This is a genomic window from candidate division Zixibacteria bacterium HGW-Zixibacteria-1, assembly GCA_002838945.1.
Classification (GTDB): Bacteria; Zixibacteria; MSB-5A5; order GN15; family PGXB01; genus PGXB01.
Genome location: PGXB01000051.1, coordinates 1 through 26278 on the forward strand (window position 1 = coordinate 1; position 26278 = coordinate 26278).

Sequence of the window (26278 nt, forward strand, 5' to 3'; positions counted from 1 at the left end):
AGGCTTAAAAACCTGAGGGAAGGAACAGTTTCATCCCGGTCCGCTTTAATATATCAATTCCTTTGAGAATAAGATACAAGGGAAGGATCCGATATTCCGTCTTTGGCGGAATGAGTGATCCTGCCTATTCTCTTCGCCTTCAAGAAATCCACAACCCACATTTTTGACACATTCATAGCCATAATTATATAATGTTCCCTCTATAATACCCCCCGATGACCCATTTACCATCAAAGTGGTGGTGTTTTTGTAAGGGAATGAAATCAAAAGCAAATCATGGAATAAAGTGATCGGCGGGTTCTCAAACCCGCCGCGGTCGGTCTGAGGACCGACCGATCACAAGGATTATGATCCTGAATAGTATAGGGTGCCTGAGATCCTTTGCGAAGCGAAGGAGGTTTTGACGATTGATTGATGAAAATCGAAATAAAAAGATGTTGAAACCGCCCTTCGCCCCGCTCTCTTGACAGGGCTCAGGGTCTTCGACATGAGTTTCGACCTACTCGGGCTATAGCAGAAAATGTGATCAATGTCGGCTAATTAATTGGATTCCCTTTTTTGCCATTCATAAGGAGTAGTGTCTGGATATTCTGATAAATAGGCATTCAACTCCTCTTTATTCAAAGCGTACCATTCATTGTAAGAATATCGCCTAAAGAATTCTGATATTCGCTCGCGAAAATGATCTCGTGCTATTTTATTAAGACGGGCCTTCCTTAATGACCTCATAGCCTCAAGGTCTTCTCGTGGTATCCGCAAAGTTACCATGAAATCTACCGCCATTTTATCCAATAGCCCAGCCTTTTCATCTGGCGGCAAATAAAACCACTTCTGATTTATTCGTGCATGTTGAGTGATAATGGTCTTCCAGCTTTTTGATGAAGATGTATCCTTGCATTTGCCCTCGACTTGTTTAAAATCTCTTATTTCGCATAGTGTAATATCTCTGCTTCTGCGGGCATCACAGTCTTGAGACGCAACAATACCAATAACTGGTCTTACTTGCAAGATTAAGCTAATTGGTTCACTAGTACTAGCTATTTTATCCCAACTAATGAGTCGTGGACCAAATTCTTCAGCAAGCAGAATTTCCTTTAATGAAATTTCAATTCGCGGTAACCTAATAAATATATCACCTTGGCGCAATGGTTCTGATAAATCGGGAAATTCGTAAATCAATTGTCATCCTCCCACTGTATACCGCGCAATGCCTCTTGAAAAATAAAATCTATCCGTTCACTCTCAGCCCTTTTAAGGACGCGGCCCGCAATTGCCAACGCGTCACACCAAGATAATAGCTGACCCAACCGTTCTTCGAAAGACTGTACTGTTACAACGGCGGATTTGTTTTTATTTTCATAATACCAGATATCATTAATTGCAGTGGCAGGTGCAGAAAGAAATGAAATGACAATGGGTGTAAATCTTACCTTACTCGGGATTTTCCTTAACCGCCATGGACGAGATGTTGAATCTTGTATCCAATGACCGGTAGCAGAATCGTCCGTATCAATCGCACGAACACCTGTTTCAACAGTGCATGAGTCACTCACCTGAAAATCTCCCCTCCAAATCCCCTTCTATTAGTTTAAAAAACCATCCGCTTGTTATTACATGTGCCGATCTGATCCAATCTTTAAAAGAATCAGGCATTTTCGGTATATCCTTTCCTGCTGATTCCATTATTGTCTCCCATACTATTGCAGGGGAGTCATCCCTATTTCCTGAGGCAAAGCGCATGGTTACCATTCCGGCAGGATTACTGCATTTGTGTGATGTGTGCAAACTAAACGTATCAGGCCGACTCTCAATGCCTGATTCAAAAAGGTTTGGTGGCAATTCAAAATTAACTTTTAAATATTTCCTTATATATTGAAATGCATTATGTTCAGTGTAATTAAATTCAACTGCATCTATATAGCGTAGAATCAAATTTGTAATAAACAATTCCGATGGTTTTGGATATGCATCATAAAGTATAGAAACTGCATCCGCCGCTCTTGTATAGAAATCACTCCATGAGTAATCAGCTGTGGAATTTAGAGTCATAACGCCAGGACCTATTTGAATCAACGGCCAACTATTATGATTTACTCTAAAACGATGTAGGACTGCCCTACCCAATATTTCTTCAGGAATATTTGCGGTTTGAAGCTGCTCATCCGCCGGATATTCCTTTATAATTCTATCATAAAGTCTACCCAGTAAAATCTTATAATAAGGGTCAGTATCCCAACCATGCTCACTCTTCTGTAGAGCCCATCGTATTTCTAATATTGCCTCAACCAATGGCTTATTTTTTAATTCCTTAGCCATTCATGCTCCTATTCATAAACCCAATTAATCAATCGTATTTCGTAAAATATCAAGCTATAATATATATAATATGATGTCAATTTCTTTTACTGCCCTAGAGAAATATACCTTATTAGTCGAATTTTGTTCCATATCTCGATCAAACGATTCTATTGCGTGTCTTGCCAAGTTACGAATGCACCAACTGTCGAATATTAAAGTCAATTAATATTGGCAAAATATTGCATATTTTGCTTATTCGCTGGGCTCATGCGCTCGGAACACCGACCTACCATTATTCCAATATTTATCATTTGTGGACTTTTGCCGAGATGTCGGACAGCATTGTCAGGAGCTTTCTCGCTTCGCTCGAAATCCGTCGCCCTTCGGGCTCCGGACAAGGCTCCTGACCTACCCGGGCTGTCATTCAATGATGTGGTTATCCACTCAGGCAAGATAAACGGTTTTGAGGAAATGGCAAGGGGAAAGTTGGGGCAGACAAACCCACAGCCCTTCCTTCTTCAGGACCTGCGGCAAGCTGCGGGGCACCACTGCAAAAACCACATCAAATTGATGGTAATTCCGTCCGGGGGGTATTATAGAGGAGTGTTTCTTCTGTTATGGCTATGAGTGCGTTAAAAATATGGGTTGCTGAGGCTATGCGTGGGGTTGATAACGATCCGCCTTTTGATGGTATTTATGCCGTAGGGACAGGACACCGTCCTGTCCGTTCTCATCAAACGCGGACAGGGCACTGCCCTGTCCCTACGCTGAATCCATCAATTTCCCCAGGCATTCAGCTTCTCATCGGCAAGCCCAAGGCCAAAAGGCGCCATTGCGCCCAATTTTACTAACAAAATGAAGTCGAAACTTTAAAAATGGGAAAACGAACCCAATTCCGTGTAAGCAAATGAGATGGTATCTAGTACAAGAAAATTTTCGCAAAAAACACTGCAAAAACGATAATAATTTGATGGTGATTTGCTACGCATTAGCATATGTAATCAGGAGACAGGCGTGGATTCGCCGCGGTGGGTCGCCCACAGAATAAATACATGTGTCAGGTCACAATTCCCCGATTAGCATCCGGAAATCCCTTCATGAATTCAGGGTCTTCGACAAGACCTGACACGACATTAATGTGGCGAGGCTAAGCGACGCGGCCGTCACATTGCTATTATATTATTGAATTGGCAATCTCTGTTGTTTCTACCGGGACAGGGCGACGGTGAAATCGGTTTTTTCGAGCAGCGTTTTCTGGCGGCGGCGCACTTCGGCTTCGGTCATCACAAAATCGGGGCCGACCTGCTCGATCATAATCGACGAAACGCATGATGCAAAACATCCCGCCTGACGCAGATCGCCGGTGCGGAGGTACTCGAACGTGAACCCGGCCATGTACGTGTCGCCGGCGCCGGTCGAGTCGAGCAAATTTATTTGATAGGGGGGGATCTCGATGAATTTATGGCCGTCAAAAATTACCGAGCCGAGTTCGGCCAGGGTGACGATGACTATTTCCGGCCCCCAGCTCTTGATCATCCCGGCCGCTTTATAGGGATCCACGCGGCAGTCGATGCCGGTCAGCACCTTGCCTTCGAGTTCGTTCGGTTTAACGACGGTGAACTGACCGAGGACATCTTCGATCCCGTCAACTTTTTCATGATAAATCCGTTTGTCTTCATCGGCATTGCGCAATAGCCCCTGCGGATCACAGAAGAAATAACCGTCGAAATTTTTGCGGATGGTTTTGATTTCATCGAAAGAAACTTCGCCGAGTATCGGCCCGATCAGGACGGCTTTGGAGTCTTTGTACAGCTTCGGGTCGATATGGCCGATATCGGAAGCGCGACCGAGAAGGTCCAAAGTGCGGTTGCCGAAATTATCGTAATAGATCAGCGAAAAGCCGCCCGATTCTTTCGAATCGACAATGACCGATTCGATGTCGAGCTGGTCCAACTGACCGACGAAATCATCCTTGAAATCATCACCGATAGCGCCGATCAGCCGCGTTTTTTCGCCAAGCCGGGAAAGAGCCAGCGCGGCATTGGTGCTGCATCCGGACAGGACGCGGCCCTCGGTTTCGATTTTCTGGGTCTTTATATAATCATAAACAGGATTGCCGATGGCAGTAATCATGACTTTACACCGATTTTTTGTCCTTCAGCACTTTCTTGGCATAGACCAGCCGCTGAACGGAGGTGATATATGAAGTTGTTCCGACAATGATGAGCGCGATCTCGAGCGGCCGATAGCCAGGAAAATATCTTTGCAGCATGGCGCCGATGATAAGGACGAGGAATTTCTCCAGGCGGCCCATGATACCGACGGCGCAGTTATCCATTTTGCCGATCGATTCGGCGGCGGCACGGGTGTAACTGGCGATAATCATGCCGAACAGGGCAAACAGCCCCCATCCGGGATGAACCAGTTTTGACATGGTGATGCCGGCCAGAATCAGGAATTCGCCGTAGCGGTCGGAGACGTGATCAAGAATACCGCCAAAGACGGTGCCCAAATTTCCGGCGCGGGCAGTGGAGCCGTCGAGCATATCGGTAAAGGAATTGAGGATCATCCAGATAATGCCCCACCAGATTTCCCCTTTCCAGAAGTAAATTCCCGATATCACCGCGCAGATGAAGGAGATTGCGGTAAGAATGTTGGGGGTCAGGCCCAGTTTAAGGCCCAGTTTTCCCAACCCGATTGAGTATGCCTCGTAAAAGGCCCGTTTCTTCTTATTTATTTCCACCATAATCTTCCCTGATTTCGTTGAGAAATATATTCCTGTGAAAAAGAAAGTCAAGCAATAAACGGGGATAAATAACCGCGATGAACGATTGACAAAAGGCTTTGTTAAGCGTATTTTCTGCATCCGCTTGAAGGAAGATATGGAAGAACAGAAACTGATAAGAAATTTTTCGATTATTGCCCATATCGATCATGGCAAATCGACTCTGGCCGACCGTCTGCTCGAAATGACGAAGACGATCTCGGATCGGCAGATGCGGTCGCAGGTGCTTGATGATATGGACCTGGAACGCGAGCGCGGTATTACCATCAAGGCGCACGCGATCCGGCTGGCTTATAAAGCAAAAAACGGGAAGATTTATCAGTTTAACCTGATCGATACTCCGGGCCATGTCGATTTCACCTATGAAGTCAGCCGTGCCCTTTCGGCCTGCGAGGGGGTTTTGCTGGTGGTCGATGCCGCTCAGGGAGTGGAAGCGCAGACGGTATCGAACCTGTTTCTGGCCATTGAAAATAACCTGGAAATAATTCCGGTGCTTAACAAAATCGATCTTCCGGCGGCCCAGCCCAAAGAGGTGGCGGCCCAGATAATTGACCTGATCGGCTGTAAAGAAGAAGAGATTATTCATGTTTCGGCCAAGACCGGCCAGGGTGTTGATAAACTTTTTGAAGCGATTGTCGAGCGGATACCGTCGCCGGTGGGAAATCCCGGCAAACCGCTTAAGGCGCTGGTTTTCGATTCGGCTTATGATGCCTATCGCGGCGCGGCCGCTTATGTGAAGGTGGTGGACGGTTCGGTGTCCAAAGATGATCTGATTAAGTTTTTCTCGCACGGGAAGCAGTTCGAGGTGGATGAAGTCGGCTGCCGGCGACTGACGAATATTCCGCTGCCTCATCTCCAAACCGGGGAAGTCGGTTATATATATGCCGGAGTGAAGGATGTGTCGGATACGCGGGTGGGTGATACCATCACTCTGGCCAAGGGGGGCGTTTCGGAGCCGCTGCCCGGTTTTGTGGCGGTCAAACCGATGGTTTTTTCGGGGCTTTTTCCGGCTATTGCCGAAAATTACACCGAACTGCGGGATGCGCTTGAAAAACTCAAGTTGAACGATGCTTCACTGGCTTTCACACCGGAAACATCAACGGCCCTTGGTTTCGGTTTTCGCTGCGGTTTTCTGGGGATGTTGCACATGGAAATTGTCACCGAGCGGCTGTCCCGGGAATACGACCAGACAATTATCAACACTGTCCCCAATGTGGAGTATTTTGCGCTTACCGTTACGGGCGAGAAGGTGGTGGTGGACTCGCCGTCCGACATGCCGGAACCGGGGCAGATCGATCATGTCGAGGAACCTTATGTGAATGCGCAGATAATTACCCTGCCGGAATCACTCGGATCGGTCATGAGGCTGGCCACCGAACGGCGCGGAATCTATCAAAATACCGAGTATCCGACCTCGACAAGGGCTGTTTTGAGCTATTCTTTTCCGCTTTCGGAGATTATTTTTGACTTTTATGATAAGTTGAAGTCGATTTCAAGAGGCTACGCCTCGCTTGATTACGGGTTGCCGTTTTATCAGCGATCGGATTTGGTCAAACTTGATATTTTGATTAATGCGGAGCCGGTGGATGCGCTTTCGGTCATCATTCATCGGCAAAAGGCCTATAAGTACGGTGTAAACCTGACTGAGAAACTGCGTAAACTTATTCCGCGGCAGCTATTTGAGGTAATTATTCAGGCGGCGATCGGGTCCCGGATTATTGCCCGGGCGACGGTCAAGCCGCTGCGAAAAAATGTCACGGCCAAATGCTATGGGGGCGATATTACCCGAAAAAGGAAGCTGCTTGAGCGTCAAAAAGAGGGCAAGAAACGTCTCAAACAGATTGGGCGGGTAGAAATTCCCCAGGAAGCCTTCCTGGCCGCTCTGCAAGTTGATGAATAACCGACCATAGATTCTCTCAATTTTTCCATATTGGCCTAGCCATCATAAGAAAAACAGCTCACAGGCCCCAAAATCGACTTATCCACAGGGATTTTTCAACAATGACACAACATTTCAACAGGTTGTCCACATGAATGTCTTTGATTTGCAACATTTTGGCAGTCTTTCCTGAGCAAAATCGCCCTCAGAGCGATGATTATATCGGAGACAATTAAAAAAGGCCCGTTGTTGACGGGCCCTTTTTTTAGTGGCATAAGGAATTAAATGGTCTATTTATGCAAAGGAGCTCCACAGTTGTTAAGCCAATTTTCGCAGGTGCAGGGGGGGAGACCGCTCCTGTATATGTAGTTGATCAGGAAGGTAATATCAAGAATGTTCACAACGCAATTACAGTTGGCATCGCCAGAACATATCAAATATGGGGCGGGTTGTAAGCCTCCTTTGTACAAATAGCTTATTAGGTAAGTAATATCAAGTATGTTGTAAAGAGAGTCATTTCTTGCTTCGCCCGGCCTGCAGTCGCATACAGACCCGCAACTGCCAGCCACGAAGCAACTACAAAGATCAACGGTAGAGTCATTACAACATTTGCCAAGACTGCCGACCGTGTATATAGCATTGACCTCTTCGGGAGTGAGCACGCATGCATAAAGCGATAGTTCGTCAAGATTACCCGAAAAGAAATCAACAAGAGAGAAGGACTCACAACCGATTCTTAACGGCGCATCGTTTTCCAATGAACCATTTTCAGAGGTCGGGTTGAAAGTATAAGCGAGGGCGCCATTGACATAGAACTTTCCGCCATCAACCTTATCCCTATCAACAGTCACTGCAGCATGTGTCCAAAACCCGGTGGCGACAGAAGCACTTGATGTAAAGTTGGTATAGGCTGGAGTTCCGACTCCATCTGCCATCTGACAGCCGAGACTACCATTATAAAGATACAAGGAATAACCCCGTATATTGGGAAAACTTTCTCTCTTGTCCAGGAGGACACTCACCCCGGTAGCATCAGTGGTCATTATCCAAAAATCAATCGAAAAATCTCCCGTCTCATCCAATAACTCGGTTATATCCAGCAGTTCATCATCCGGCACCTCGACATAATCATCAATACCATCAAAACTTAAGGCGCCTCTTACCTCTCCGGAAACTGCCGTAGGGGTCCCATGATGGATGGCGTTATTTGCTTCCATAATATCAACAGATGCTTCGGCATCCTGGGCCTCATCGAATGGCAGCCAGAAAACCATACAGTTAAGAGTGTTCTCGCAAGGGTCTCCGACTAAGAATCCTATATCACAGAGTCCTACAACACGATCCGAATACTGATAAATACCATCAGAGTTTAAATCCGCGACGGCGCAGTACTCATCATCGCGAAGGGCCGAGCCGATATTGAAACCAGTCAAACTTGGTCCTGAAGCCGGGTTTTTTCCATCAGTAGATTGATCGATAAATTTCGAGCCCTCAAATTCGATATTTTCAGGCATAACCAGATACAAATAATAAGATCCCGATGGAAATCCTGTGCCGGATACATAAATTGGATCACCGGAACCAAATAAATCACAGAAATTGCCCGAAGCATCACTGGGGATAAAATCCTTGTCCTCTACGCAAAATATATCGAAGAAAGAATCACCGCAGACATCGTCAAAATCATTATCGAGCCCGTTTCCGGGTGTTGCCAGATCAGTTACAGTAGCGGCGAGTTGGACCTCATAAATTCCAGCCGGGAAGAATGAAACCGGATCGATGTAGAGGATCCTTCCCGTTTCATCAAAACTAACAGTGAAGTTGATTGAAGGTATCAATGTCACATCGGATGGTTGAATCAACATAGGTTCATCGAAAATGATCTGGTACCTGTCATCATCCGGAAGATAAAAGGAATTGACAACCGATGGACAGATGATATCCGGCACATATTCAGTCGGCAAACGTTTATTGCACACGTCATCAGGAGCGGTACTCATGGTGATTCCATTTTTTTTCAGCACCACCCATGAGGCCATATCCGAGCTGGTAACACCGACATCCTCCAGTTTTGCTTTTATCTCGACCCACATATTGCCGACAAACAAGTCATATGGCTTTTCAGTGCTTGCCACCCAGCGGGGTCCCAAAGGACAGCATGTTTCATCCCAGCAATAAATTGTATCATATACGGCAAGGCTATTATTCTCCAATTTTTGAAGCACGGAGATAATACAATCAGCGCCGCATAAAGGATACCCTTCAGTGCATCCGGTAGCCGGATTCATGTCGCCATCAATGGCAAATATAAATTCCCTGGTACCGGGAGAACCCCAAATGGAGGGATCGGCATTAAGCAAACTGGTCCCATTAACCCAGGTACGGCATTTGAGTTGGTTGCCGTTAATACGGGCATAACTGTAGTGAGAAAGCTCATCGATTGATACAGAGTCACCAATCTGAGAAATAAGTTTATCAGGATAACTGTTACCTTTGTTGGTAAGTTGTTTAGTATACCAACTATATTTTATGCGCGCCTCATGACCGCCAATTGTGTAGTCTAATGCAAATTCCCAGCATGTTTTGGTTATATCTATAAGAACTTCATGCTTACCGATTGTTCTGGGTTTATGAGTATATGACACCTCATCCAGTTTCTTAAAAGCCTCGGCTGCATCGGTTATGGCCTTGGCGCAGTCATCTAAAGATGCACCGCCAATATCGGCAAAAAGGGCATAGCATTTGAGAAAGGCCTTGATTAGTGCCGCGCCAGCCTCGATGTACTCTTTGGATGGTTTATTATAATCTTTAAATGCAGTATGTACATCAACAGTGAAGTCAGCGTCGTCGCCTACAAAAAATCCCGACGGCGCCAGTTCTTCATAAATTCTTTTCCCCATAGGATAATAATGGCACTTCTCATGAAAGTCGCTAGTGCAAAAATCACTTACGCATTTTTTCTTACCATGGCGTCGCGCCTCTTTAATTTTTAGCCTGTCATTAGGCACATCACCTTCCTGCCAATTTTGTACATAATTTGGAAATCCTGTGCCGCCAAAGGCATACGGCCCGACCGAGCCATAGGCAAAAACCTCACTTTTTCCCACCCCATCACCGTTATGCTTAAACCAAACGCTGTCAAGGGTCAGCAGCCTATACGCCATCGTGTGCGATGGAATGTTATTTGTGCTGAGCACAGGGGGTTCACCGTTGGGAGAAGTCTGTATATAATCGGATGCGGCCGCGCTCTTGTAACATGAAAGGCACATCTCAACTTCAATGATAAAGTTAACATCATACGGGATAATGTCTTGACCGGAGTACCATTGGCCGTTCATAAGAATGGAGGATCGCTTGGATCCGACCATACCATCATCAGACAGGATGCTCTCGTATTCGCCGCTCGCGCCGCTCGAGGATAAGCTAACATGGAAATTCCCCAACAAGACCAAAGCATATGCCGAAACGTCAAGCGAAGTCATTGCCGGATATGCATTATAGACACCGGGGGGAATTGTGAAGCTGCCAATATTATTCGATAAATCCGGTAAGCCAAAGCCATTGTCCCCAAATATCTTGACAATGATGTCATCGTTGCCAAAAGTGCCATCTTCCGGATCGAAAACGGCAAAACTTATGGTCTTCAACGTTTCGGCATCACATGTGTTAAAGCGGACGGCATATTCGGTTATTTCATAAGGATTGTATGGCATGGGCCAGTAATATAATGTTTCGGTATCACCATAAAAACGCTGAATATGACAGGGGGCACGAGTGCCGCTTGAGTCAGTCATGGATTTTTCAGTTGAGAGCTCGATTCGCTCGGCAGGAAGCAAGACCACCTTATTATCGGGACCAGGGCTTGGAAACATTGCTTCCGCATTCGAAATGCCTGCGCTCAGGCATACCATGAGCATGATAAACATTAAATCGAAAATCACCATAAGAATAATTCTCGATTTGCCGGAGCTTGACATCATAAATCCTCCTTTAGTTGGAAGTAAATCAATTTTTGGCTGCCTCCAGATGAAAGATGCAGCCGATTATCTTTGATATGAATGTTGAACTCTGGTATTAAAGAGATTGCCTATAATAAAATAGACCAACAGCTAAAGATAAAAATATATCGGATTTTCCAAGTTGAGTATTTCAAGATGCCGATGTTATGATTAAATAATAAAGAAAATCGAGATATTTGTCAAGGAAATAATAATTAAAACAAATCTAACTATACCCGTTTTTAGGGCAATAGTACAATGAAAAGCATAGACTATTCCTGATTTCTGGGAACTTGATGTACTACTCTAAATAAATTGTGGAATTATCACAATTATACTTGTATTTCGTCAATCTTTGGGAAATGGTGGCAACAAAGATATTGCAGTCAAATATGATAGGGTTTTACATATTAGTTATAGTCCTAAAGTCATGGCCGGTGGGGTTTTGGAAGATGCGCAAATCAAAAAGCGGCACCACTGACAGAATGTGGTCGAAAATATCGGCTTGAATGGCCTCGTAATTGGCCCAAACCTGATCGTTGCTGAAAACATATATTTCAATCGGCAAACCGGTGGGGCCGGGCGGCAGATGCCTGATAAGGAAAGTCATTTCCTGATGAATTTTGGGGTGGTTTCGTAAATAGGCGGCAATATAGGCGCGAAAAGTCCCGACATTGGTCATATTGCGGCCGTTGATCAATTCCGAAGTATCGATATTATGCTGTTTGTTATACTCGGCGATTTCCTGACGCCGGGATTTGACATACTCCGATATCAACTGGAATTTTCCGAAGCGGTCAAGCATCGATGGTGTGCAAAACAGAATGCTGTTCATATCGATATAAATGGGTCGTTTAATTCTTCGACCGCCCGATTCGGCCATGCCGCGCCAGTTTTTAAATGAATCGGAAATCAATGAATAGGCCGGGATGGTGGTAATGGTTTTGTCCCAGTTCTGCACTTTGACGGTCGTCAGGGTGATATCGATAACATCGCCATCAGCGCCATATTTGGGCATTTCGATCCAGTCGCCCAGGTGGACCATGTCGTTGCCGGAGAGTTGGATCGAGGCCACCAGGCCGAGAATGGAATCCTTGAAGATCAGCAGAATGATGGCGGTCATGGCTCCAAAACCGCTCAGTAATAGCCAGGGAGATTTGTCCATTATAGTTGAAATGGCAATAATACCCAGAAATGTGAACAGAATAATCTGGGCCACCTGGACATATCCCTTAATCGGTCTCTGTTTTGATACTGCGAAGTTTTGGTAGATATCGACAACGGCATTAAGAAAAGCATTTATTACCAGTATTCCGGCCAGTGCCATGTAAACCTGGGCCATGCGCTGGATGACATCTTTGGCGGGGCCAAACAGGTAGGCGGTAAAATATATCACCAGGGCGGGTGCAAAATGCGAGAGGCGGGTAAATACTTTGCGCTGCAGAAGGGCGTCATCCCATTTGGTTTTGGATCTCTTAACGAAATATGTTATACCGACCAGCAGAAATTTTTTGGCGATATAGTTTGAAATAAAGGACAGAATCGCGACCGCCAGGATAACTCCGGCCCAACTCAAATAATGGGCGAGCCAGTCACTTACTCCGTTTTGCAGCAGCCAGTCATTTATAGTTATATCCATCAATATTCCCTTAATGTTATTAGTAAATTTATAGCAATTTAGTAGAAGGATGACAATAAAAAAACAGGTTTAATTAATGAAAAATGAAGGGGTCTTTGCAGATCCCGAATTTTCGGACGCAGACCGGATCAGTATCCTGAGGGGAAATCTTTGTTTTGTTTCAGGTGATAGAGCCAATATTCGACGCCATTGTTCTCGACCAGTTTCCTGACCCGCCTGAAACCTTCACCGTAATCGGGATCATTATTGATATTTAAATTACTTATAATATATCCGGCGTACGGCTCACTCAAGTGCTTCAAGGCGAGAAAAGAGGCATAATTGCAGCTGCCTTCAGCCAGAGCGCTTGCGATGTTTTTTGGGGCATTGGAGCATAACCAGCAGTGCATCAACTCATGGGCGACATCTCCGATAAAATGCTCCCGTGGTTTGCCGCCAAGAATGTATATGTCAATTCTGCGTTCGACGATATCCGAGCCGATACTGGTTTCGTCGCAGATAGTGTAGCCTTCCTGCATTTCAATGTCCTGACCGGATATATTTATCAGGTCGTCACGATTGACCAGATGGAAGTTTATATTTTCCGCCCTGATGTCTATGCCCTCTGCTTTGAGAAAAATAAGGGCCGTGTCCAGCAGGATCAAAGCGGTCGAAGGATCATTAACGGCCTGACGCCGGCACAAGTTGCAGACATAACGACCATCATCATATACAAGGCCGCCATTGGTTGTTTTATCACTTATCAGCCGGCCGCAATATCGACACTGGTGCAGGCTGTCGAGATGTTTTTTGTGATAGGCATTGCCCCAATAATCCAAATAAAAATCATCAAATATGATTTCACCGCAGACGGCGCAACGTTTGGCGATATTTTCATTGTAACATTTTTCATGGTAATTAAATCCACCCACGATAATTCCGCCCTGATCGATGACACCGCCGCAGAAAGTGCAGCGCCGGGCGAAAAGCTTATCGAAGCATTTCTCGCAGAAATATTTACCGTCTTTTTTATGGTACGTGGTATGGCCGATGGGGGTGCCGCAATTGGAGCATTTGAAATGGACCGGATGAAAATAATGCCCGTCGATCAGGACATATTGCCCATTGATGCCTTCTCCGCAATATTCACAGACAACTTTTTTCTTGGCCCAGGCGTCACTTCCCGCAAAAACAGACATAAAAAGAGCCAGGAAGATTATAATCAGCAGCCAAGTTTCTTTATTTCGTATCTGCATAAGGCGGACAATTGAAGAATTTTTCATAATTATTATACAATTTTGGCCAAATTTGTCAACAAATTATCCCATGAATTTCTCTATAAGTCGGCAATCTCCTCAAATGGCTTAATGTTTTTGCTCCGGTTTGTCAGTTATTCTCGTCACGGAATTTAACTTCCAGGTGAGAGCCATCGCAAAACGGCTTATTTTTCGAGGCGCCGCAGCGGCAAAGGGAATATCTGGCAACCGAGGCCGGTTTTTCGCCGTGCTCATCCTTGAATTCGATGCCGCCGGTAACATTGAGCGGGCCATGTTTGCTTATTATTACCGCCGCTTCGCTCTCGGATTCGGGATACCTGGCGCCGTCGATGGTGTAGCTTAAGGCTCCCGAAGGGCACTTTTTTACAATCTCAGCGACATCATTGGCCGGAGCGCCATCGGGATGAATCCATGGTCTTTTCGCGGTGTTGAAAACGGCCGAAAGTCCGCGGGTGCAGACCCCGGAATGGGAGCAAAGGGAGCGGTTGTCATGAACAATGATTTTTTGCCCGGAATAGTCTCTCCAGCGGTCTTTAAGACGGTGTTCGGTTTTTTCATCGCTGAATCCGCTGCTTTTGTGGGTGCCATCGCAGAAAGGTTTATTTTTGGAAGCGCCGCAGCGGCAGAGCCAGAGGACCGGTTTGACAGGAATTTCTTCTCCTCTGGAGTTATAGAATTTCTCAAGATTGGATACTTTAAATGAAGCGTTTTTGATGGCTTCGATGATTATCTTCTTGTCATCGTCATCAGCAGGCATAATCCATCTCCTTTTTTCCGTAATCATTTACACTGATACGGTATTATTACATATCGAAATGGCCAATGCAAGTATATTTGTGTTCGGAAAAGTGTCAGCATATTGATTGACAATATATTTTCAAGGTTTTAACTTCCCTTTTATGAATGATATAGGGAAATATTCACAGGCGGCCCGAATTTGGGCCTTGAGGGAGTATGGCGAGGCCGGCCCGCGGATATTCCGGGCATTATTGGCCAGGTTTTTGAATACGGAGGCAATTCACGATGCCGAGATCAGCGAACTTGAGACCATTGAAGGCTTGGGAGCCAAGCGTTCGGTGAAAATATTCGAGAGCAGTCAGCATCTGGATGAAGCGGAAGCCTTTATTAATTCGCTGGAATCTAAAAACACCAGGTACAGTACTACCTTTGATCCGGATCATCCGGCTATGCTGGAGGAATTGAACGATCCGCCGCCCATAATATTTTACCGCGGAACGCTGCCGGCGCAGGGAGAGAAAACAGTGGCCATGGTCGGTTCACATAAAGCTACCGCCGAGGGTGTCACATATGCGGTCGATCTCGGTGTCCTGTTTGCCAAAAAATCGGTCTCGGTGGTATCCGGACTGGCGCGGGGCATTGATGTTTCGGCGCATATCGGGGCGCTTCGCGGCGGCGGCCGGACCTATGCCGTGCTTGGCTCCGGCGTTAACAAAATTTTCCCGGAAGAGCATAGCGAGATTTCGGAGGAGATCACCAAACATGGCGCGTTGATTTCCGAATATCCGCCTGACAGCGGCGTTTCGACGGGGCGGCTGATGGCTCGCAACCGTCTTATAGTCGGTTTATCACAGGCCGTGGTAATTTGCGAGGTCATGCCCGATTCGAGCGGGACAATTGACGCGGCTACCTTTTGCCATCAACTCGGCAAAATCATGTTTATATTGCTCGACGGTTGTGATGCTCCGGGGCGGGATAATTCCGGGGTGGAGAAAATTGTCAAAATGGGTGCGATACCGATCTTTTTGAAAGACGGTGTCGACCTAATCCTTAAGTCGCTGGTGTAGAGTTGTTATGGAAACAGCCGACAGTTTTTTTACAATCAAGACATCATCGGAAATCGAGATAAAAATTAAGGGATCGAAGTTTTTCGGGCGGGCGCGTGAGTGCGAGAGTGTCGAGGATGCGGAAAAAATCATCGCGGACTTTCGAAAGAAATACTATGATGCCACACATAATTGTTTCGCATATCGAGTCGGCATTGGAAAAGAGATGAAATTCAGGTATTCGGATGACGGCGAGCCGTCGGGCACAGCCGGCCGGCCGATTTATGATCAGATCGAGGGCAAAAGTCTGACCAGCCTGATTGTAATAGTGACGCGCTATTTCGGCGGCGTAAAACTCGGCACGGGCGGTCTGACACATGCATACTCGGATGCGGCGGCCCGGGCAATTGACGCCGCCGGTGTCGTGGAAAAGTATATAACCGAAAGTATTTCGATGAAAATGCAGTTCTCCGACTATAACCTGGTCGAGCGAATTATCCACCAGTTCGGGGCGAAGGTAATCGAGTCCGATTTTTCCGACATCGTCAGGTTGACGGTCGAATTGAGGTTATCGCTGATAGATAAACTGAGGGAAAATCTGGTTGATAGTACATCCGGAAGGATAAAATTTGAACAAGGTTCTTGATTGCCTGGGACTGGGAATCGCCCCGGTTGATCTGCTGATGCAGGTCGGGCGGTACCCGAATCCGGGGGCCAAGGTGGATGCCGAAGGCACTACCATACAGGGCGGCGGGCCGATACCGACGGCGATGGTGACACTGGCGAGGCTGGGAATGAAGCCGGGAATAATTGCGCCGATCGGAAAGGATGTTTTCGGCAGATATGTAAGAGAAGAGTTGCAGAAAGAGGGTGTTGATACTTCTTATCTGGTAGAAAAAAGAAAGCCGACCGCAATAGCGGCGGGATGGATAGAAAAAGTCGGCGGACGAAGGACAATAGTCCTCGATTTAAATATTAGCATAGACTTTAAAGACATTAATTATAAGAATCTGCCAAAGACGCGGGCGGTGCATCTTGATGGGCGCTATATGCCGGCCTGTCTCAAACTGGCCCGGTGGGCGCGGATGAATAATATTCCGGTTATATTTGACGTCGGATCGATGCGTAATGATGTTTCGGAATTGATTCCGCTGACCAATCATCTGGTGGTGGCCGAGGATTTTGCTTTGCCGTTTACCGATGCAAAACGGCCCAAAACTGCAGTCGAGAGACTTAAAAAGATATGTTTAGGGACAATTGTGGTGACTTCGGGAGTAAAAGGGTCCATCGGCTACAGTGAAGAAACCGGTTTTGTGGTCCAGAAGGCATACAAAGTAAAGACGGTGGATACAACCGGCGCCGGGGACTCATATCATGGCGCCTACATTTTCGGCTTGTTGAAGGGGTGGGGTTTGTCGGAGAGACTGAGATTCGCATCGGCGGTGGCGGCGATCAAGTGCACGAAACCGGGAGGTCGGACCGGCATCCCGAATTACAGGCAGGCGATGAACTTTCTAAAAAAGAAGAGGCCGACTTATGCTTGACCTGATTTGTTGGCTGGGTTCAATTGACCGGGCGGTTTTCTTCTTTATCAACACGACTATCGCCAATCCGGTGACTGACTTTTTCATGCCGCTGGTGACAATTGATCTGCATCTCAAAATATTTTACGGCCTGTGTCTGGGCGTAATTCTGTGGAAAGGTGATAAGCGGCTCAGACTGGCGATAATAGCTTCGCTGATAGTCGTGACGATTACCGATCAGCTCTCGAGTGCGGTTCTGAAGCCGCTTTTCGAGCGCCCACGGCCCTGCTGGAACATGGAGGTGCATCTTCTGGTCGGGTGCGGTTCCGGTTTTTCGATGCCGTCGTCGCATGCCGCCAATCTTTTCGGTCAGGCGTACCTGTTTCGCGAGATTGCCCGGCCGACGACCAAATATTTGATCCCGCTGGCAATCGTGGTGGCGCTGTCGCGCGTTTTTGTGGGGGTGCATTACCCGGCCGATATTCTGGTGGGGGCGGCACTGGGAACATTGTCCGGGTGGGCGGTCGGTCATGGGTTCAATTTTATTTATGAAAAGAAAATAGCGGCGAAAAAAGATTGGGGAGGTGATATCAATGGCGATCAAAATCGAAGTAGTTGAGGGTGACATCACCGAGGCCGATACCGAGGCGATTGTCAATGCCGCCAATAATCATCTCTGGATGGGTTCCGGTGTGGCCGGGGCCATCAAGCGCAAAGGCGGTTCTGAGATCGAGAAAGATGCCATGTCGAAAGGGCCGATTGAAGTCGGCCAGGCGGTGGAATCAACAGCCGGGAAATTGCCATACAAATACATCATTCATGCCGCCGGCATGGGGCAGGATCTTCGCACAAATGAAAATATCGTCTATGAAGTCACCCGGAATTCGCTTTTGCTGGCGGACAGGCTTGGTCTCAAGTCGATAGCCTTTCCTTCAATCGGTACCGGGGTAGGCGGTTTTCCGCTAGATAAATGCGCCGAGAAAATGATCGGGGCGGTGAAAGACCTAGAACCGCAGTTTAAATCGCTTGAGAGAGTTGTCTTTGTCCTGTTCGGGATTTCCGCTTATGAGGCCTTCGCCTCAGAACTTAATAAATACGATAAAAAATAAAAATGCCGGGACATGCATGTCCGTGTTGCATATTTATCCCGGCATCTAAATTCCATTACTATAGTATGAGCGGCGGGCAAACCGGACCCGGTCCGCCTTTGTACATGTAATTAATCAAGTAGGATATATCGAGAAGATTGATACTTCCATTTCCATTTATATCACCGGATTCCAGAGGAATTGGTGCATTACCTCCCTTATATAAGTAAGAGATTAGATATGTTGCATCCAGGATATTGATGGCACAATTATGATTGGCATCAGCGCATTCATACATATAGATAGTGGGGTGTTGGTTAACGTCAGTTAATTGTCCGCCGGCAGAGATCGAAACAAAGATGGTGTCCTTCGAACAGTAGTCGTCGTCGGCATGGAGCCAGGCCGAATAAGTGCCGTCACCATTGTCAGCAACTTCAGAAATGGGTCCCATATAGCTTAAATTGGTTATAATAACCTCATTGACACCATTGGTCGGCGGTTGTCCGGTATGATTCAGGGGGGTGACGGTAATCAAAGCCGAGTCATCGGTATTGCCGCCGAGATGATCCGAGGAGACTGTTACGGTTGACTGGTCGGCATCAGCATAGCGCAGCGCCATCCAGTTGTCATACAAAACTCTGAGCGAATCCACCGGGTTTAGAGCGCAAACGGTGTTGGTGACCAGTCGATACAGGTATGGTGTCCCGCCGTCGCCAAGATGTACCACCTTTATGAAGGCTGAAATCGCAGGTTTATTGCAGGACATGCAGCGGGTATCGGCGCCGGGGACATTGGCCGCTTCAAGGGCCGCCATCAGTTTCTCCTCGAGCGGGCCGTCGGTGTTCAAATAGGCGTATTCCATAGTATCGACGATTTGCTGATCGAGCAGAATGTTGCCCTGGATGGCATAACCGGGGCCGGTAATATGGCCCCGCCAGAAGGTGGTTCCGGCTCCGGTGTAGCCGGCTGAGGCGCCGTTTCCGGCCAGGGTGACCACGCCGTATTGGCGATAGAAAGGCATGCCCTCGACATCATTGGCGGCCAGCCAGCCGATGATCGAATCGGGCGTCAAACCGGCCAGCATGAGGGCATGGGCATTGGCCTGGTTGCCGGCCAGGTAGCTGGCCTGGGTATGCACCCCGCCGATGCCTTCAATAAGGTCAGTGATTATCTCGCAATTGTTGATACATGAGGCTCCGGCTCCGCCGACGGCGCCGGTGACGGTATCGACGGCGACAATTGAAAATGTGGCGTAAGCCTCATTGCCCCAAAGAAATAGCGTTAGGATCAAACAAAGAAAAAATATTGACGGCCGAATCTTATAACTTTTTCTCATCTGGCCCTCCTGCGGCAAAGTTTGATTTTATGCCGAAAGTGCGGCAAAATTTTGTATGCAAGAATTCAGACAATATTCAAAGGTACAATAATAATTATACTTTATTAGTCCAATTTGTCAAGGCAATTAATATCGGGTTCGGAGAGTATCCTGAAGGGTGGAAAAGCTATTTAAGCAGGAGATGGTGATTATTCTATTTCTTCTTGACGGCGTTGAGACGCCCTTCAAGGACAAGTGAATCATTTTCGGAATTGAAGTATTTCCCAGACATATACGCGCTGAATCGAGATGATTTGACGGTATCGATTTTAAGATAGCCTTGCCGACAATCATAATGTTTCAGGCTGTCGGCCATTTCATATAATCCTATCAGCCGGCAGACCGATTTCCCGCCGATATCGAGAGAATCCCCCTCATTAATAAACAGGAGCGGGATAAAGAGGCGGTACTCAATTTCGCCGGCCGATTTGAACAAACCGGTCTGAATTTCATTGCGCTCGGGATGCCGGGCATACTGGCTGGAGACCAGAATAATGCCATCGCCTTTTACGAGAGGATTTCCGGTTGCAGTATTATAGAGGTCATAACCGACCTGGTACCAGGTTTCCTTCTGGTTCAGTGTAACGCGATTCTCACCATCGAGTTCGAACAGAATCGGTTTAAGCCTGGTTCGGCAGGATATGGCGACTGCCAGAATCAATACAGCAATTATGATAATTCTTGTTTTCATGTCAAAGCGGCATTTCAACCATTCTATATTTCTTATATAGTTTGGCTCCGAGACTTTCAGCGGCGCGACACATCAATTCGTTGGTTTCAAGGATCCACGATAATTCGGCCCATTTGTAACCTTTTGCGGTTCCCCGGTTGAAGGTCTCGACATAGAAGACGTTATCGATGCCCCGTTTTTGATATTTATGCACCACGCCCATGGTCATCACCCTGACGCCGTCGATTTTGCGGCGGATTTTCATATGCCAGAGAAGTTTTAGCATGCCGAACGGGAATAGGCGGCCGTTCAGCTTTTTCAGGACGATATTCATATCAGGCAGGGCCATCGAAAAACCGACCGGTTCTCCGTCTATTTCCGCAATCAGAACCAGATCAGGATCGACAATCTGTTTGAGGTCCTTGCCCATATGATAGAACTCCTCTTCGGGCATCGGCACAAAACCCCAATTATCCGACCAGGCATTATTATATATGTAATTGATTTTTTTTAATTCCTCGTCAAAGTGAGAAAGATCAAGCGGCCTGATAGTGACTTTATTTCTCTCCTTGATTCGCTCAACGACTTTCAGAATCCGGTCCGAGAGCGGTAATTCATCGGTCATCATGAAGGCGTAGAGATCCATGACTTTCTTAAGGCCGAATTTCTCGGCGAGTTTCGGAATGTAGGGCGGGTTATACGGATTCATGATAACCGGAGGAGAATCGAAACCATCGACCAGAAAGCCAACCTCATGGTTGGTGGAGAAGTTGGCTGGTCCGCGCATTTTTTCCATGCCTTCCGATTTCAGAGTAATCATAGCCACCTTGAGCAGTTTGGCGGCAACATCATAATCATCGATACAGTCAAAGAAGCCAAAGAAGCCGACATGCTCACTGTGGAAGACATTGTGATTATAATTGATGCAGGTGGCAATGCGGCCGACCGGTTCATTTTCCCTCATGGCGATAAAAAGTTTCGTCTTGGCCCCGCGATAGAACGGATTTTTCTTTTTATTGAAAAACTCCTTTCGCTCGATCAGCAAAGGGGCCACCCAATTCGGGTCATCTTTATAGAGTTTAAACGGGAGAGTAATAAATGTGTTTAGTAGTTTCGACGATTCGACTTCGATGACATTTACTTCTTGAGACATTTATCTGAAACTCAGGATATAATACCAAGTTTTTTGCCGATTTTGGCGAATATTTCCAGAACGCGGTCAAGCTGCTCGTCGGTATGAGTAGCCGTATATGAGGTTCTTAACAGTGAATTACCGGGCGCAACTGCAGGAGAGACAATGGCATTGGCAAAAACGCCGTTTTCGAATAATTCTTTCCAGAAAGTGAAAGTCGCCATATCCTCACCGATATATATCGGGACAATCGGGGTTTGGGTGGCGCCGATGTTGAACCCGAGATTTCGGAATTCGCGGTGCATTTTATGCGTATTTTTCCAGAGATTCTGCCGTCGCTCCGGTTCGTTTTGAATGATCTCCAGGGCCTTGATTACCGCGGCCACATTTGACGGCGGAATCGAAGCCGAGAAGATAAGTTCGCGGGCGAAATGCTTGACATATTCAATCACGGTTTCATCAGCGACAATAAAGCCGCCCAAGGATGCAAATGATTTCGAAAAAGTGCCCATGGTTATGTCAACATCATTGATCATATTGAAATGTTCCGCCGTGCCTCGTCCACCCTCGCCCAAAACGCCGACCGAATGGGCGTCATCAACCATTACCCTGGCGCCGACTTTCCGGGCGGCGGCGACCAGATCGGGAAGGTTGATTATATCGCCTTCCATCGAGAAAACGCCGTCGACAACAATAAGTATTCCACCCCGGAGACCATTTTCGACAAGATTACTTAGAACGCGTTCGAGGTCCTTCATATCATTATGCGCGAATTTGACGATTTTTCCGTATGACAAACGGCAGCCATCGACAATAGAGGCATGTACGGAGCGGTCAATGGCCAGAGCATCATTCTTTCCCACCAGGCTGGAGATAGTTCCCAAATTGGTTTGGAAACCGGTGGAATAAACGAGGGCCGCTTCCCTTTTGAAAAAACGGGCCAGTTTTGCTTCAAGTTCGATATGAAGTTCCAGGGTCCCGTTAAGGAAACGCGAGCCGGTGCATCCTGATCCGTATTTTCGGGCGGCATTGGCCGCAGCTTCTTTGACCCTGGGGTCATTGACCAGACCAAGATAATTATTGGAACCGATCATAATGAGGTTGCGACCGCCGATGGTTACTTCATCACCCGGTTCCGAAGAAATGGCGTTAAAATAGGGATATAGTCCGGCCGCTCTGACTTCGTGTGCGGCGGTAAAATTAATACATTTGTCAAATAGATCGCTTCGTTTATTCACGGTCGTATCCTTGGTCTCCAATTCGGTCACCTCTTTTTAATTTATAAACAAGAATATTAACCAAATGCAATATTTATGTCAAGCAAAATGATGTATTGAATTCTTTCCGGTTCGTTAGGTTAAGTCATTGGCATTCATTGTCGTGCTTCGCCGATAGGGGAATCGCTTATAGATCCTTTTACACCCTTTTGAAAATTGTAATATAATGCGGGTCCGCGGAGTCTATATAATCCTCAACCTCCCAGCCTGTTCCCATTACAATAAGTTTCATTTCGTCATGGGTCGCGAATAAATAATCGAACCATGGGGTTTTGTAATTCAGATACCTGATACGAAGTCTCATCTGGCCTGCCATACGTCCGCGTTTTCTGTTGAGTTTTTGATATTGAAGATGATGCGGCTCCTTCGTATCGGCATAATCAAGGGATTCAGCAATTATCCGCGCCCCGGGGTTTGTAATATTTCTGAATTTCCGAAGCAACCATCGGGCGCGGTTGAAGTTACCCATAAGGCCAAAATTATTGCCAAACATAACAAGTGAATCGAATTTCCCCAGCTTTTTATTGATTTGAGTAATGGACATCACTTTCACTTTTTTGAGCCCCCGCTCTTTGCATGTTTTGACGGCATTCGGCGAGAGGTCGATTCCGATCACATCGAAACCACGAGTCTGCAAATACAGAGAAATTCGCCCGGCACCGCAGCCGATATCAAGGACTTTTCCTTTAATACGGTTCATGGTCTTTTTATAATGATCGGGCCAATCTTTGTACTGCGACAAGTATAGGGCGGGGCCGGCGGAAATATCGACGTAGCCATCCTCCCGCTCAACCACCTCGTGGCCGGGTTTGCCATGCAGATAATCGTACATGGCATGGCCAAAAGCATCTTCATAATCGCGGATCATTTTAAGCTCCCCGTTTTTAATGAAAATGACTTATGCAATTGAGTCTTAAAATTCAATATAGCAAATATATGTAAAGCGGGCTCCTTTAAAAAGAAAAATGCCATCCGGCATTTATCCGAATGGCATAAGGGAAATCTTGATAATTCTATTTGCCGAATGTTTTATGGGCCTTTTTGACGACATCCTCACTCATTTTAAGGCCGGATTTTCTCAGAACCATCTTATTTATCAAATATTCAACATTGCCGCCGCCGTCTTTGGCCGACTCCAGCTCGACAATAACCCCGTAACGCGCAAACCCCTTAACATCACTGGCGGTCAGGATGGGCTGATTTTCAACCTTTTTCAGGACTTTGGCCAGGAGAGAAAGATCGCCATCGGCAATAAATACCACGTTGGATTGCGATATGTCATCATCGACAGTCACCGATCTGACCGTAATATTTTTAATCGCCTTCAATTCCTGGGAGGCAAGCTGTTTCAGTTTTTCGATAAACTTCGGCTGCCCGATAACGGAAATGGTAAAAGTATCTTCACCGGTTCCACTTTGACCGGGCCACTCGGTATTATTAATTATGGTGACCATAATACGCGCCTTATTGGCAATTTCCTTTTCGGAACTTTCTTGGGCCCATATGTTTCCGGCGACTAATAAAGAAACGAAAAAGACCGGCAGATACCTTCTCATGCTACTACTCCATTTTTCTTGAAAAACAACACTTATTTATTCCTCTTTATCGGCAAAACATAAAAAATCATAAGATTGTTTCATATTTTGCCCCAGCCCTCTATAAATAATACGGTCGGCAACGAAAAATGCCGACCGTATTTGGTCATTTTTACTCTGACAAAGATCAGGCGCAGCCCTTGCAACCACCCTGGCTGCAGTCAGCTTCGCCGATTTTGATGGCGTAGCCACTTCCCATTTCATTGGTTACGAAGTCGATATTGATATCGCCGATTTGAGAAATGTACTCGTGTAATTTAGGATCAATATAGGCGGTGATATTATTCGAGCTGAGCTCTTCCAAACCTTCCGTTGACTCATCCAGAGCCATTCCCAAAGATGGACCGCTTCAGCCGGCGCCCATAAAATATAGAATCAAGTTCTTGTTCTTCTGAGTTTCCGAATCAAGAACCTTTTGTAATTCGACACTTGCTATGTCACTTATCTTGAGCATAAAAAATTACCCTTCCACTTTTATTATAACAACCACAGAATTTACTAAAAAGTTCAGAAAAAACAAGCGTAATCGGGTGTCCGGGGGGATTTTGAGGCATATTTTGCGGCCTTTTTACTCATAATCGACCCATTTGGGTGGGCAAATTACGATTTTTTTCGAAATTATGCCTTTTCCCGCTGTCAACGGCAGCCTGACTGAAGAGCCCCCATTAAAATACCGCAGCCATTATTGGCCGGAAGACAGGGTGATGAGGCCTGGAGCCCGAAATCGCCCGATTCCTGATCGCAAAATTGAGGGTCCAGATCAATATTGCCGTTAATTCCGCTCTGGTCGGCGGTGCTTCCGGCGTAGTTGCCGTCAAGATTGGCAAAAACATTACAACAAACAGCCGTCGGTTGGCTGCTGCTTTCATTGGAATAGATGCCGCCCCCTTCTTCCGAGAAGGCAACAATGCAGTTGGTGAGGGTTGGCGAAGATGTCCCCAGCACGAAAATGGCTCCACCGGCCATGGACGAATTGCCGACAAAAGTGCAGTTTATAAAAGCGGGGTCGGAGCCCTTACACCAGACCCCGCCGCCGCTGGTGGTGGCGACATTATAAGCGATAACGCAATTGCGGACAGTGATTGATGAGCTTTGTATCCGCAGACCGCCGCCGCTGTTGATATAGCCGTTTTTTATGGTGAAGCCATCGACGACGGCATCGTTGGCGCGGCCGGTTATTATCAATCCGCAATGCTGATTATTCGCAGATCCGGCACAGTCGATGGTGGTAAAAGCGGGGCCGTTTTCGGAGCGCAAAATGATTGACTTGCTTTGGAAATCGATGTCCCGGTTGCCGTCGCCTTGGTAGGTGCCGTCGGCAACCAGGACGGTGTCGAGATTGTCGGCAATATCTAAAGCGGCCTGGATGGTGGAAGCATCACGCGGGACTCTGATAACGGTAGCGCTGCTGTCGGGAATTTTGACCGGCACGACCTCGGTGGTGGTATCGCCGCAGCCGGATAGAACGGCCATTATAATAAATAATGGAATGGTTTTGAAGATTCTCATTTTTCACCGCTCCCGACAATTGCCCAAAAGTAATTACGCGCTATATTCTTAATAAGTAAATGGAAGTTGGCGTGAACTTGTCTATTAAAATTATCCAAAAATAGTCAGGCGAATTTTGCTTGACATGAAATCTTTAATTAGTATTATATATCTACAATTCTTTTTATACTGTAACATCAATTCAACCACCACTGCGGAGTGAAACAACCTGAGAAGGCCTGAAGTGATTTATCCCGGTATTTCAAGCCGGGGTTGGACAAAAGTATGTCCCGGATCGTCATATTATTGACGACATCATCGAACGACATCCCAGACATCAATAGCGGCGATCTCGGAGGAAAATTATTTCCGAGCCGGGGGTAGGTCAGGAGTGAGGTTCCCCCAAAAAAGTGGACACTGGATTAAGCATGGGGTATTATAATTATGGTTAAGGAGGTGTTCATAATGGGAGAAAAGCGGCGGCAGTTTGA

24 protein-coding genes are annotated in these 26278 nt (G+C 46.6%); 7 read left to right on the top strand and 17 right to left on the bottom strand.

Annotated elements, in window-relative coordinates:
- Positions 1–540 precede the first annotated feature (540 nt).
- From CVT49_14705 to CVT49_14715, 3 genes are read right to left on the bottom strand one after another with little or no spacing between them, the layout of a single operon-like run.
- The gene (locus CVT49_14705) at positions 541–1179 is read right to left on the bottom strand and encodes a hypothetical protein (protein ID PKK82221.1); all 639 of its coding nucleotides are present in this window, start codon (positions 1177–1179) and stop codon (positions 541–543) included.
- Positions 1176–1553 carry a hypothetical protein gene (locus CVT49_14710; protein PKK82222.1) on the bottom strand — a complete coding sequence of 126 codons (378 nt, stop codon included), beginning with the start codon at positions 1551–1553 and terminating at the stop codon, positions 1176–1178. Before CVT49_14710 ends, CVT49_14705 begins: the two co-directional genes overlap by 4 nt.
- Entirely contained in the window at positions 1546–2316 is a 771-nt protein-coding gene (locus CVT49_14715) for a hypothetical protein (protein PKK82223.1), read from the bottom strand. Before CVT49_14715 ends, CVT49_14710 begins: the two co-directional genes overlap by 8 nt.
- Positions 2317–2640: 324 nt before the next feature.
- Between CVT49_14715 and CVT49_14720 the strand changes: the two genes are divergently transcribed.
- A complete protein-coding gene (locus CVT49_14720) occupies positions 2641–2925 on the top strand; it encodes a hypothetical protein (GenBank protein ID PKK82224.1) in 285 nt (94 codons plus the stop codon).
- A 579-nt stretch (positions 2926–3504) separates the two neighbouring features.
- On the opposite strand, the gene CVT49_14725 is transcribed toward CVT49_14720, so the two are convergent.
- Positions 3505–4431, bottom strand: a complete 927-nt coding sequence (locus CVT49_14725) for a ribokinase (GenBank protein ID PKK82225.1) — start codon at positions 4429–4431, stop codon at positions 3505–3507.
- Positions 4432–4435: 4 nt separating this feature from the next.
- The gene (locus tag CVT49_14730; GenBank protein PKK82226.1) at positions 4436–5164 is read right to left on the bottom strand and encodes a CDP-alcohol phosphatidyltransferase family protein; all 729 of its coding nucleotides are present in this window, start codon (positions 5162–5164) and stop codon (positions 4436–4438) included.
- A 16-nt stretch (positions 5165–5180) separates the two neighbouring features.
- On the opposite strand from CVT49_14730, the gene CVT49_14735 reads away from it, so the two are divergent.
- Entirely contained in the window at positions 5181–6983 is a 1803-nt protein-coding gene (locus CVT49_14735) for an elongation factor 4 (protein ID PKK82227.1), read from the top strand.
- 269 nt (positions 6984–7252) lie between these two features.
- On the opposite strand, the gene CVT49_14740 is transcribed toward CVT49_14735, so the two are convergent.
- The 4 genes from CVT49_14740 to CVT49_14755 form a co-directional block, all read right to left on the bottom strand.
- The gene (locus CVT49_14740; GenBank protein PKK82228.1) at positions 7253–10942 is read right to left on the bottom strand and encodes a hypothetical protein; all 3690 of its coding nucleotides are present in this window, start codon (positions 10940–10942) and stop codon (positions 7253–7255) included.
- Positions 10943–11363: 421 nt separating this feature from the next.
- The gene (locus tag CVT49_14745) at positions 11364–12599 is read right to left on the bottom strand and encodes a mechanosensitive ion channel protein MscS (GenBank protein ID PKK82229.1); all 1236 of its coding nucleotides are present in this window, start codon (positions 12597–12599) and stop codon (positions 11364–11366) included.
- A gap of 128 nt (positions 12600–12727) precedes the next feature.
- Entirely contained in the window at positions 12728–13861 is a 1134-nt protein-coding gene (locus CVT49_14750) for a hypothetical protein (GenBank protein ID PKK82230.1), read from the bottom strand.
- A 103-nt stretch (positions 13862–13964) separates the two neighbouring features.
- Positions 13965–14639 carry a hypothetical protein gene (locus CVT49_14755; protein PKK82231.1) on the bottom strand — a complete coding sequence of 225 codons (675 nt, stop codon included), beginning with the start codon at positions 14637–14639 and terminating at the stop codon, positions 13965–13967.
- Positions 14640–14718: 79 nt separating this feature from the next.
- Between CVT49_14755 and CVT49_14760 the strand changes: the two genes are divergently transcribed.
- From CVT49_14760 to CVT49_14780, 5 genes are read left to right on the top strand one after another with little or no spacing between them, the layout of a single operon-like run.
- Positions 14719–15660, top strand: coding sequence for a hypothetical protein (locus CVT49_14760; GenBank protein PKK82232.1), 942 nt, complete (start codon positions 14719–14721; stop codon positions 15658–15660).
- Positions 15661–15667: 7 nt separating this feature from the next.
- Positions 15668–16285, top strand: coding sequence for a YigZ family protein (locus CVT49_14765; protein ID PKK82233.1), 618 nt, complete (start codon positions 15668–15670; stop codon positions 16283–16285).
- The gene (locus tag CVT49_14770; protein PKK82234.1) at positions 16269–17183 is read left to right on the top strand and encodes a hypothetical protein; all 915 of its coding nucleotides are present in this window, start codon (positions 16269–16271) and stop codon (positions 17181–17183) included. The genes CVT49_14765 and CVT49_14770 overlap by 17 nt, the downstream gene beginning before the upstream one ends.
- A complete protein-coding gene (locus tag CVT49_14775; GenBank protein ID PKK82235.1) occupies positions 17176–17781 on the top strand; it encodes a phosphatase PAP2 family protein in 606 nt (201 codons plus the stop codon). The genes CVT49_14770 and CVT49_14775 overlap by 8 nt, the downstream gene beginning before the upstream one ends.
- Positions 17756–18271, top strand: coding sequence for an Appr-1-p processing protein (locus CVT49_14780; GenBank protein ID PKK82236.1), 516 nt, complete (start codon positions 17756–17758; stop codon positions 18269–18271). The genes CVT49_14775 and CVT49_14780 overlap by 26 nt, the downstream gene beginning before the upstream one ends.
- Positions 18272–18329: 58 nt before the next feature.
- Here the strand turns inward: CVT49_14780 and CVT49_14785 are convergent, their stop codons facing one another.
- From CVT49_14785 to CVT49_14820, 8 genes are all read right to left on the bottom strand, one after another.
- On the bottom strand, positions 18330–19586 hold the full coding sequence (locus tag CVT49_14785; protein ID PKK82237.1) for a hypothetical protein: 1257 nt from the start codon (positions 19584–19586) through the stop codon (positions 18330–18332).
- A 193-nt stretch (positions 19587–19779) separates the two neighbouring features.
- On the bottom strand, positions 19780–20316 hold the full coding sequence (locus CVT49_14790) for a hypothetical protein (protein PKK82238.1): 537 nt from the start codon (positions 20314–20316) through the stop codon (positions 19780–19782).
- 1 nt (position 20317) lies between these two features.
- Entirely contained in the window at positions 20318–21448 is a 1131-nt protein-coding gene (locus CVT49_14795) for an N-acetyltransferase (protein PKK82239.1), read from the bottom strand.
- A gap of 11 nt (positions 21449–21459) precedes the next feature.
- Entirely contained in the window at positions 21460–22686 is a 1227-nt protein-coding gene (locus tag CVT49_14800) for an 8-amino-7-oxononanoate synthase (GenBank protein ID PKK82240.1), read from the bottom strand.
- A gap of 157 nt (positions 22687–22843) precedes the next feature.
- Entirely contained in the window at positions 22844–23572 is a 729-nt protein-coding gene (locus CVT49_14805; protein PKK82241.1) for a hypothetical protein, read from the bottom strand.
- A 145-nt stretch (positions 23573–23717) separates the two neighbouring features.
- The gene (locus tag CVT49_14810) at positions 23718–24260 is read right to left on the bottom strand and encodes a hypothetical protein (protein PKK82242.1); all 543 of its coding nucleotides are present in this window, start codon (positions 24258–24260) and stop codon (positions 23718–23720) included.
- Between the two features lie 166 nt (positions 24261–24426).
- Positions 24427–24630 carry a hypothetical protein gene (locus CVT49_14815; GenBank protein ID PKK82243.1) on the bottom strand — a complete coding sequence of 68 codons (204 nt, stop codon included), beginning with the start codon at positions 24628–24630 and terminating at the stop codon, positions 24427–24429.
- Positions 24631–24935: 305 nt separating this feature from the next.
- The gene (locus CVT49_14820; GenBank protein ID PKK82244.1) at positions 24936–25808 is read right to left on the bottom strand and encodes a hypothetical protein; all 873 of its coding nucleotides are present in this window, start codon (positions 25806–25808) and stop codon (positions 24936–24938) included.
- Positions 25809–26278: the final 470 nt, after the last annotated feature.

Bases quoted from the DNA above. Each gene is read 5' to 3' on its own strand.
- CVT49_14715 (PKK82223.1), bottom strand. From the start codon at position 2,316: ATGGCTAAGGAATTAAAAAATAAGCCATTGGTTGAGGCAATATTAGAA.
- CVT49_14725 (PKK82225.1), bottom strand. From the start codon at position 4,431: ATGATTACTGCCATCGGCAATCCTGTTTATGATTATATAAAGACCCAG.
- CVT49_14730 (PKK82226.1), bottom strand. From the start codon at position 5,164: ATGCAGAAAATACGCTTAACAAAGCCTTTTGTCAATCGTTCATCGCGG.
- CVT49_14735 (PKK82227.1), top strand. From the start codon at position 5,181: ATGGAAGAACAGAAACTGATAAGAAATTTTTCGATTATTGCCCATATC.
- CVT49_14740 (PKK82228.1), bottom strand. From the start codon at position 10,942: ATGATGTCAAGCTCCGGCAAATCGAGAATTATTCTTATGGTGATTTTC.
- CVT49_14745 (PKK82229.1), bottom strand. From the start codon at position 12,599: ATGGATATAACTATAAATGACTGGCTGCTGCAAAACGGAGTAAGTGAC.
- CVT49_14750 (PKK82230.1), bottom strand. From the start codon at position 13,861: ATGAAAAATTCTTCAATTGTCCGCCTTATGCAGATACGAAATAAAGAA.
- CVT49_14755 (PKK82231.1), bottom strand. From the start codon at position 14,639: ATGATTACGGAAAAAAGGAGATGGATTATGCCTGCTGATGACGATGAC.
- CVT49_14765 (PKK82233.1), top strand. From the start codon at position 15,668: ATGGAAACAGCCGACAGTTTTTTTACAATCAAGACATCATCGGAAATC.
- CVT49_14775 (PKK82235.1), top strand. From the start codon at position 17,176: ATGCTTGACCTGATTTGTTGGCTGGGTTCAATTGACCGGGCGGTTTTC.
- CVT49_14780 (PKK82236.1), top strand. From the start codon at position 17,756: ATGGCGATCAAAATCGAAGTAGTTGAGGGTGACATCACCGAGGCCGAT.
- CVT49_14785 (PKK82237.1), bottom strand. From the start codon at position 19,586: ATGAGAAAAAGTTATAAGATTCGGCCGTCAATATTTTTTCTTTGTTTG.
- CVT49_14790 (PKK82238.1), bottom strand. From the start codon at position 20,316: ATGAAAACAAGAATTATCATAATTGCTGTATTGATTCTGGCAGTCGCC.
- CVT49_14795 (PKK82239.1), bottom strand. From the start codon at position 21,448: ATGTCTCAAGAAGTAAATGTCATCGAAGTCGAATCGTCGAAACTACTA.
- CVT49_14805 (PKK82241.1), bottom strand. From the start codon at position 23,572: ATGATCCGCGATTATGAAGATGCTTTTGGCCATGCCATGTACGATTAT.
- CVT49_14810 (PKK82242.1), bottom strand. From the start codon at position 24,260: ATGAGAAGGTATCTGCCGGTCTTTTTCGTTTCTTTATTAGTCGCCGGA.
- CVT49_14815 (PKK82243.1), bottom strand. From the start codon at position 24,630: ATGGCTCTGGATGAGTCAACGGAAGGTTTGGAAGAGCTCAGCTCGAAT.
- CVT49_14820 (PKK82244.1), bottom strand. From the start codon at position 25,808: ATGAGAATCTTCAAAACCATTCCATTATTTATTATAATGGCCGTTCTA.